This window comes from Candidatus Megaera venefica (genome assembly GCF_034554655.1).
Taxonomy (GTDB): domain Bacteria; phylum Pseudomonadota; class Alphaproteobacteria; order Rickettsiales; family Rickettsiaceae; genus Megaera_A; species Megaera_A venefica.
Window position 1 is genome coordinate 1 of sequence record NZ_JARJFB010000081.1, and the last position, 8746, is coordinate 8746.

The following is an 8746-nucleotide window of genomic DNA, read 5'->3' on the forward strand; positions in this document are numbered from 1 at the left end:
TTACCACTCTGACCTGAATTAGGGTCTATTTCTATACCATTATCATCAACAAGTTTTGCTCTTGCAACACCTGAATGACTTGTTAGAGGAACTGGATTGAATGCGCCAGTAGTAGCCCCGTCAAAAGCTAGTCTATCATTTACAACAGCTGCTGGATTCACTGGAAATGAAACCGTACCTTCTGATACCACGCCATTGTCACCAGTAATTCTAACTCGTAATGTTATAATCCTAGGAGCAGTAGCTCCTTGTACTTTAATATTTTGGCCAGTAGCTGTGTTTGTATCTTTCTCTAACCTAAAACTTCCAGGCAATTGATCGGTTGCCACAACTTGTTGATTTGCTCCACCAATATCTTCCGAGCGCGCCTCAAGTATCTCAATATTACTACCAAAATGCGAGCTTCCTTGCAGATCCAGATCAAAGGTAAAACTATTACCATCTGCTGGATTTACCGGACCTCTTGCACGCAGCTGGATATTATTGAGTAAATATTCTCCAGGAATTTGAACACCTCCGACACCAACACCATCAGTAATCGCGCCTATTGCCGCCCTTGGCCTTGAAGGAGCCAAATCTAGTTTCTCATTAAGCTCTTTTATTAAGTCAGCTATTGTTGCTTTCCCACTCAAAGCAGTACTAGCTAGACTCCTCATGTCAATTGTCGCCGGGTTCAATCTGCCCGCTCCACCAAGAAGCTGATTACCTTCTTTACTAACAAAATGAATAGTAAACGGATCACCCCATTCAAGATCTTGTCCTCTACTAATGTCAATAGAGCTCTTAAAATAATCTTTTGGCGGGAAAGGAGAACCATTATTATGAATTGCATTTAATTTATTCGCAAAATTACTCCCTAATGCTTTAATCTTATCGCCAGTTTCTGGCAATATTTTGTCTCTAAGATCAATTAAAGCCGACCATTGTCCACCACTAACAGACATCGTTGAATCATCACTTCCGCCAATAAAAACCTTCGAATGCGTTTCCTTGCCATCTCTTCCAAACTGAGTAATCATTAAAGGGGGGTAGTCATTATTTTCTATTATAGCATCAATACTTCCCACTCCGTCGTAACTAAACTGGGAGTAATAATCACTTGCAACGATTAATTCTCCGCTAGATTTCGCTTGAATGCTAACAGTTCCACTAGCACCATAACTGGCTTTGATATCAAAATTATGCGCTAATTCTCGAACCAGCTGATCTCTTTTATCATGAAGTCTGATTGGAGATGAGCTAATCAGCATTTGTTGGTTCAAATTAAAAAGCGCTTTTATAATACCACTTGCTGAATGAGCGCTTTGCTTTAAACGTTTATCTGCGTCAAACCTTAAGTCCGTGACTTTCTTAGAGGCCCCGGTAATTGCCGCACTAACTTCTTCAGCCTTATTAATAAACGCTTGCCTCATCGAATGACCACTGCTTGATTCAAGAATTTTTGCTTGAGCAAAAAAACTATCTATGGTCTTTACAAGCCTAGACACCTGAGGATCCTTTTCACCACCAATTACAGATTGTAAATCGCTCAAAAATTCGGTGTATGTGTTATTATTTCCCAGTTTTGTCACTTGCTCAACATAAGCTCTTTCTTGCAGTATACTTACTGACCTACTTTCACTAAGGCTTGTTCTATGAGCCTTACTTCCGCCTATTTGATCAACTGTTAAAGAAGTAGTAATCCTTCTAGCATTAGGGTCTCCTACTAATTCAAGATTACGAGCTCCAACATCTATCTGCTCTCTAACTAAACTTAATGTTTGCCTAACACTTTCACTCATATCTTACCTAAATCTTATCATTGAGTCCAATAGATGGCATTACTTTGTCTATTTTTCCTGCGACAGAAACTTTGCCATCTTTATTATATCCAAATTGTCTTAACGTCTCTTGAGTCCTACTTTCTTTGTATATTTCAACAATTTTATTGCTTACTTCTAAATTGCTGCGAATAAGAATATCATTATTTCGATTTAACTCATTCAATACGCCAAATAAGTCCTTCAACTTTACCATCGGCAAACTATCTCGGTCAAATTTTTGACCAGTCCTTACGTATTCTTCTACAACAAATTGCGCTTCATTAAACTTATGTAATGCGTCTACTTTTGCTTCAACGACAACATCAATGGCCGAAACTTGCCCCACCTTTAATAACGCATTTTCTTTTTCAATTACAGCTATCAGGTCTTTTAATGCTTTCGTTATATTACTAACAACTGCCGCTTGACTCATGGCTTTATTTTCGTTGTTTGACATTATTTTCTTGTTGTTTTACTAAGTCCCGCACAATTGCCTTGCCTATTTCATCCAAATCATTGCCTGTGCTATTTTTTACTAGCTCTGGCCATAAAGATTTCTGAAATATAGCTTCACCAAAACCACCTTCAGGATTCTGATTGACCCCTTCAGCCATCTGAGCCCAAAGAAACCCATAAACCTGATCAGTCAACTCTTTAGCTACTTTCTTCATACGAGCAAGATCTGTGCCATCTGGTTCTGCCGCTGTTTTTCCATTTTTAGCTAAAGATGGTGCTACGTTAGCGCCAGACTTGTTTAGTCGAATATTTCTAGCACCTAAAGTAGAGTCCTTATCAAGTGATTTCACCACTTTATTTGCAATAGATTCTGTCTCATTTTTCTTTATTGCATCATTAATTTTCTCTTTACTCAAAGCCTTTGCAAAAACTTCACTAGCTTTAGCCGACTTATCAATTTTGCGAGATTCACTTCTGCGCTCATCAATAACTTTATAATGCTCTATTGGAGTTCCGGTGTTTTTTAGACCACCACCTAGGTAATTTATACTATTTGGCATTTTAATTATCTAACTGATTTTTTTAAAGCGTCATAGCAAGCATATCTTAACAACACCGTCATCAACTATGATTTTTACATCATTCGACGCACACCGTCATGCTGAATTTATTGGGCTTATGCATGCCGTTCGGCCTAGCATCTTCTCCGCTGCCTGAGATGCCGGATCAAGCTAGGCATAACGTAGTTTCATCAACCATGACTTTCCCGTCTCTTACAGCGAACTATCTTACTTCTATTACAGCATCAAGAGCGCCAACAGATTTCATGTTGTGCAAAATATTTATTATATCCCTTGGAAAAACACCTAGCCTGTTCAACCCAGAAACAAGATCACTAAGAGTCGCCCCTTCAGTAAAATGATGCAAAGATCTTCCGCGCCTTTGATCCGCAAAACTATCTACTAAACCCCTTTTCTTTTCGTCAGTTTCGGGACCAAATTTTTCATCAAATTGATCCAGATCAAGCTGCCCTACATTGACGATCAAGTTTCCTTGAGCGATAGCAACTGGTCTGATGTTAACTTTGTCACCGATTACAACAGTACCGGTTGATTCATTTATAACAATTTTAGCTTTATAATCTGGTATAACTTCAAGCCCTTCTATTTCAGCAATAAATTCAACCAAATCATTTTTTCTATAAGATGGGACAGTAATTTCTATAGTGGCAGCATCAAGAGCCGTAGCTGTATTACCAGGGACATGGTCATTAATAGCCCCAGCTACTGCAATCGCAGTTCCAAAATCTGGTGAATATAAGGAAAATTTTATATTATTCATGTCAACAAAAGAGAAATCTATTTCATCTTCAACAATCGCTCCACTTTGAATATAACCATTAGTTTCAACAGAACTCGATTTTGTCTTAACATCGCCTGAAACAGGAGTAAAATCAGACAAAGCAACCGCGCCCTGAGCTACAGCATAAACATTACCATCTGCTCCAAGCAAAGGAGTGGCAAGCAGAGTACCTCCCTTTAAACTTTTTGCATCACCAAGAGCACTAACTTTTATATCAATTCTAGTACCGAGACGAGAAAAAGCAGGCAAAGTCGAAGTGACGGTCACTGCTGCAATGTTCTTTGTCTTAATGTCTGCACCCTGAACATTAACACCGAGCCTTTCGAGAAAATCTGTCAATCCCGTTTTAGTAAAAACTGTGTTTTTCAAATTATCTCCGGTACCACCTAAACCTACAACTAACCCCTGTCCCACCAGCAAGTTTTCCCTTGCACCTTCTACTGCGGCAATATCTTTAATCCTAGTATTCGCTTCAGCAAGCAAAGAAGAAAGCACCAATATTATTGAAAGACATATTTTAAACAAAACCATAGATATATATTCTCTTAAATAAGTTATTTAACTACAACGCCAGCTGATTATAATACAGATTAGCCTTTTCAAGATCTCGCCTAGTATCAACTGACACCGGTATCTCGTTAGACACACACACACCAATCTTCATACCATTTTCAAGAGCCCGGAGCTGCTCCAATTTCTCGCAAACTTCATATTTGCTTTTCTCTAGTTTTATAAATTTTTCAAGAGCTTCGACTTTGAACCCATAAATACCAACATGATACAAAAATTCTTCTCCCCCGTGTGGAATCATGCTCCTTGAAAAATACAAAGCCCTTCCATGCTTATCTATAACAATTTTGACGTTAGATTCTGCTTGCGCAATATCTTTGCCAACTTTAACTCCCGAAGTAACAATATCATAGTCTTCTGTTTTTAGCATGGTAATAATTTGCTCTACAACATGCAAATCAACAAACGGCATATCTCCTTGGACATTTATCACGTATTTTATTTTATCATTATATGGAATAGTTTTAAAAGCCTGAAAGACACGATCCGATCCAGTCGGACAATCTTCGTCTGTCATTATGGCAATCGCGTCAGATTTCTTAACCAAATTAGCTATTTCCTCAGAATCAGTAGCAACATACAAATTTCCTTTAAACTTGGATTTAATTCTAAGTACTACATGTTCAATTAAGGTTTTGCTGCCAATTTTTTCTAGCGCCTTCTTCGGAAGCCTGGTAGAACCTATCCTCGAAGGAACAATTATTACAACATCCGAATATTGATCTTTGTCATCCATAATCAATAATCAATTCACTTATATTTATAAAATAATTGTTGACATATTATCGTTTTTCCACCATAAAGTAAAACACAATTTCTAGGGCATTGTGATATGTTTCGAGTGGGTTTTAACTTAAAATCACTTACTTAACCTTAGAGATTATATTAAACAGTGGTGAGTTTTTGTTACGTTGTTAATAACAAATTAGTACTCAATTTACTATAACTTGTGAGCCCGTAGCTCAGCTGGTAGAGCACTTGACTTTTAATCAGGTTGTCCCGGGTTCGAGCCCCGGCGGGCTCACCATTGTTTTTTTACCCCCCTTTCCCAACGGTTGAATAAATTTTTAGGTTTTTCTAACCAGTTAGCACAAGATTATGCTGACAGTTAATACTACTCAATCCACAATTAACTTATAATGATTATAAAATACAAGAGACAAAAATGATCAGGCAAATATTAGGCTAAGATTCAGCACCTTCTACACCATCTCCACTTAGACTCACCAAGATAAGTGATTGATCAAGTTCAGAATAGGCAACACCCATTACGGTACCAAAAGTATTAGTAATAGTTTTACCATACACTTTACCACCCGCAATGTTGCTACAATAAAATGTTATACTATCGCCAGCCGCTAATATATAGGACGCATTATATTCTATAAATGCTTGCTTACTATCACCTGTTTTCTTAGACATGCTGCAAAAAAACCCTTAATAACCCAATTACCTAGTGTATATTACTGACATTTTAATCAAAAAATGAAAGCCATAGCTAAATAATTCAATGATAATTTAGGCTGATACTCAAAATCAACAAATAAATAATTAAATATTTCTTATTAATCTTTATTTATCACCCGAGGATATATAAAAAATCATAATTTGTAATCTAAAGAAGATATTATAAAAATAGCTGGAATATAATGAGAACTTATTTTGCTTGACTGTAGTAACTAAATTACGTACAATAGACAACTGTAGCCTATATAGGCTTTGCGGTTTCTAAACCCCGGGACTTCATTAGGCTCTGGAGCTTCAAAACTTCGTTTAACATGGCGTTATCAGTCATAAATTAATAAGATCCTCGATCTTATGGTCGGTAAGACGATAGTGATGTTCAGGACAGAAAAAACTTCTTTCTAAAGATTATCATAGCTGTTGTTAACAGTTTTCGAACCCCCCGGTCACCTTGGGAATCAAATTTATCTTCATTCCTTATCGTGGTTTAAATAATGTAGCTCTTTTTAGAGCTTTATTGTTTAATTTTTCAACAATAGGGAGAAGAGGTTTATGGGTAACAAAAAAATATTACAACCTGAACAAGTAGTAAGAGTAAAAAACTCAATAATCTTCCTACTATTCCTAACATTCTCTTTTGGCGCCTATCCAGAGATCGAGAAAGCGCTAAACATAATCCGTTCTACACAAAATACAGTAGAAGCTTCTATGCTTTTAATGAGATAACAAACAAAGCTTCAGATAAATTTTCAGAAGAAAGATCGTGATATCCGCGTTCAGGATGACTTTGCCACGTTGTATAAGCGCTTCCTGCCCTGAAAAAAGCAGATTCAACTGTAATTGCCATTGTTTCTTATACCAAACTGAGGTTATATTAGCTAACCTCGTTATACAGCACTGTCATTTGGAAAAACATGATTTGGATTATTGTACATATACCAGCCTTTATTATGAGCGTGACGCTCCTCTATGACTATAATCAATGGAAATTATTAACATTTTACTCGGGGTATTGCGCCTTAATTTTTTTTGTCGTTACCTTATCCTTAAATCCACTAAAAATTATCTTTCCTAAGCTAGTCCTAGTTACTAAATTGAATCGTTATCGAAGACAGTTAGGAGTAGCAAGCTTTTCTTATGCATTTATTCACCTTTCCTGTTTTTTAATAAAAAGGATTTTAAAAGGTTTTGCAGAAGGGCTGATATATTTTTTTCACCCAGCAATCATTCCAGCTTTTTGGATAGCTTTTCCTATTTTATTAGTTCTAGCTTTGACCAGCAACCAATACTCTATAAAGAAGCTTTCTTTTCCGGGTTGGAAAAAATTGCACAAAACCGTCTACGTAGCTGAAGTAGCCATCATGCTGCACATGACATTAACAGGAGATTTTTTAATAATGCTAATGTTTTTTGTCCCATTATGCACATTACAGTTACTAAAATATAAGAAAACAACATCCTCAAAATTTTAATAAAATCTTTATTTACCCTTAACAAACTCTATTTTTATTATTTTCGCCTATAGTTAGTTTGACAATATCCAAACTTAGTATTAATTTTTGTTGAGTTCCTAACCGTATAGTACTACACTTCCGAGCTGATTAAATTTTTTAGTTATACGTTTTTAGGTGCAAAACTTAATAAAAACTCTAAATTAAGAGGGAGAGCTCTACATGCCTGAAGTATTTTTTAATGGACCAGCTGGACGAATAGAAGGGAAGTTTGCCGAGTCTACAAATCCCAAAGCTCCGATAGCACTCGTATTGCACCCTCATCCAAAATTCGGTGGCACTATGAATAATAAAGTAGTTTATAATGTGTATAAAACTTTATTTGAACACGATTTTACGGTTCTTAGAATAAATTTTAGGGGCGTTGGAAGATCCTTGGGCGAGTATGATGATGGCATTGGAGAAATGACCGATGCTGCAACTGCTCTTGACTGGTTACAAATAAATTATCCCATGAGCAAACTTAATATGATTGCTGGCTTTTCTTTTGGAGCATGGATCGCAATGCAACTCATTATGCGTAGACCAGAAATAACTAATTTTCTTGCAATTTCACCACCGGTCAATAAATATGACTTTTCATTTCTTTCTCCGTGCCCTATTCCAGGATTAATTATTCAGGGAGACAAGGATAGTGTTGTTTCAGAAGATTCTGTTAGCGAGCTTGCCAACCGCCTTTCAAAACAAAAAAATATTGATGTTAATTACAGAGTAATCGCTGGAGCGGATCACTTCTTTAGAGATAAAATAGAATTGTTAAATGAGGAAATAAGAGATTACTTAAAACTAGCTTTCTTACATCAAATAGGTAAAACAACTGTAAAAAACGATTTAACTGACAAGTTAAGCCATTCTTCGCCAAAAAAGGTTTTTTTAGATTAACCTGAGTTTGACATAAAACCACGTCAATTCCGGTTAAGTCGGTCTATTTTCGTGGCGAGAACCGCTTATACGTAACAAAGTCATCCTAAACTTGACTTCCCAAGCAACGGAAGGAGGGTTCTGATATACGCGTTCAGGATTACAGACTTTTATTCTAATTTTCCAAAAATATTCAATATGCAATAAATAACATATGGATATTATATGAGTAGAATGCACACTTAAGGGTTTGTCGGAAATTCCATACAAAAAATAGAACCTTGGTTAACCTTAGATTTTACGCTAATATTAGCCATATGTTGGTCAATTACCATTTGACATAGCGCAAGACCAAGACCAAATCCTTCAAAGCTTTGCGCCTCATTTAACCTTTGAAATGGTAAAAAAATATCCGTTACCTTATCTTCTGCAATACCAATTCCATTATCTTGAATATAAATATTAATATAGTCTTTATTAGTTTGTTCTGACCAAATTCTAATTTTAACAGAATCTATATTAAACTTTAACGCATTAGAGATTAGATTTTGGAACAATTGGATTAATGCTATCTTATCTCCTTGTATCACAGGTAATTGATCTATTGTTATTTCAGCAGACTTATTTTTAATTTCTAATTCAAGATTACTGAGAGATATAAGATAGTATTAATAAAATTGTTCAAAAATATAATCTCTAATGTGTTAGAATTTAATATAG

General features: G+C 36.0%; 10 protein-coding genes and 1 tRNA gene. 3 read left to right on the top strand and 8 right to left on the bottom strand.

What is annotated here, in order from left to right; genetic code table 11:
* The 5 genes from Megvenef_RS05635 to Megvenef_RS05655 form a co-directional block, all read right to left on the bottom strand.
* Positions 1-1781 (bottom strand): FlgK family flagellar hook-associated protein (locus Megvenef_RS05635; protein ID WP_322777003.1); only part of this gene is annotated, 1781 nt, incomplete at its 3' end.
* A 7-nt stretch (positions 1782-1788) separates the two neighbouring features.
* Positions 1789-2259: a hypothetical protein gene (locus tag Megvenef_RS05640; protein WP_322777004.1), complete on the bottom strand. Its 471-nt coding sequence runs from the start codon at positions 2257-2259 to the stop codon at positions 1789-1791.
* Positions 2240-2818 carry a hypothetical protein gene (locus tag Megvenef_RS05645; protein WP_322777005.1) on the bottom strand — a complete coding sequence of 193 codons (579 nt, stop codon included), beginning with the start codon at positions 2816-2818 and terminating at the stop codon, positions 2240-2242. Before Megvenef_RS05645 ends, Megvenef_RS05640 begins: the two co-directional genes overlap by 20 nt.
* Positions 2819-3041: 223 nt before the next feature.
* A complete protein-coding gene (gene flgI, locus Megvenef_RS05650) occupies positions 3042-4151 on the bottom strand; it encodes a flagellar basal body P-ring protein FlgI (RefSeq protein ID WP_322777006.1) in 1110 nt (369 codons plus the stop codon).
* 31 nt (positions 4152-4182) lie between these two features.
* Positions 4183-4926, bottom strand: coding sequence for a 3-deoxy-manno-octulosonate cytidylyltransferase (locus Megvenef_RS05655; RefSeq protein ID WP_322777007.1), 744 nt, complete (start codon positions 4924-4926; stop codon positions 4183-4185).
* A gap of 215 nt (positions 4927-5141) precedes the next feature.
* Here Megvenef_RS05655 and Megvenef_RS05660 point away from each other — a divergent pair.
* Positions 5142-5217 (top strand) — tRNA-Lys (locus Megvenef_RS05660).
* Positions 5218-5375: 158 nt separating this feature from the next.
* Here the strand turns inward: Megvenef_RS05660 and Megvenef_RS05665 are convergent.
* The gene (locus Megvenef_RS05665) at positions 5376-5612 is read right to left on the bottom strand and encodes a hypothetical protein (protein WP_322777008.1); all 237 of its coding nucleotides are present in this window, start codon (positions 5610-5612) and stop codon (positions 5376-5378) included.
* A 748-nt stretch (positions 5613-6360) separates the two neighbouring features.
* Entirely contained in the window at positions 6361-6501 is a 141-nt protein-coding gene (locus tag Megvenef_RS05670; protein ID WP_322777009.1) for a hypothetical protein, read from the bottom strand.
* A gap of 67 nt (positions 6502-6568) precedes the next feature.
* Between Megvenef_RS05670 and Megvenef_RS05675 the strand changes: the two genes are divergently transcribed.
* Both Megvenef_RS05675 and Megvenef_RS05680 read left to right on the top strand, forming a co-directional pair.
* On the top strand, positions 6569-7126 hold the full coding sequence (locus Megvenef_RS05675) for a ferric reductase-like transmembrane domain-containing protein (protein WP_322777010.1): 558 nt from the start codon (positions 6569-6571) through the stop codon (positions 7124-7126).
* A gap of 201 nt (positions 7127-7327) precedes the next feature.
* A complete protein-coding gene (locus Megvenef_RS05680; protein WP_322777011.1) occupies positions 7328-8047 on the top strand; it encodes an alpha/beta hydrolase in 720 nt (239 codons plus the stop codon).
* Positions 8048-8268: 221 nt separating this feature from the next.
* On the opposite strand, the gene Megvenef_RS05685 is transcribed toward Megvenef_RS05680, so the two are convergent.
* On the bottom strand, positions 8269-8616 hold the full coding sequence (locus Megvenef_RS05685) for a sensor histidine kinase (protein WP_322777012.1): 348 nt from the start codon (positions 8614-8616) through the stop codon (positions 8269-8271).
* Positions 8617-8746: the final 130 nt, after the last annotated feature.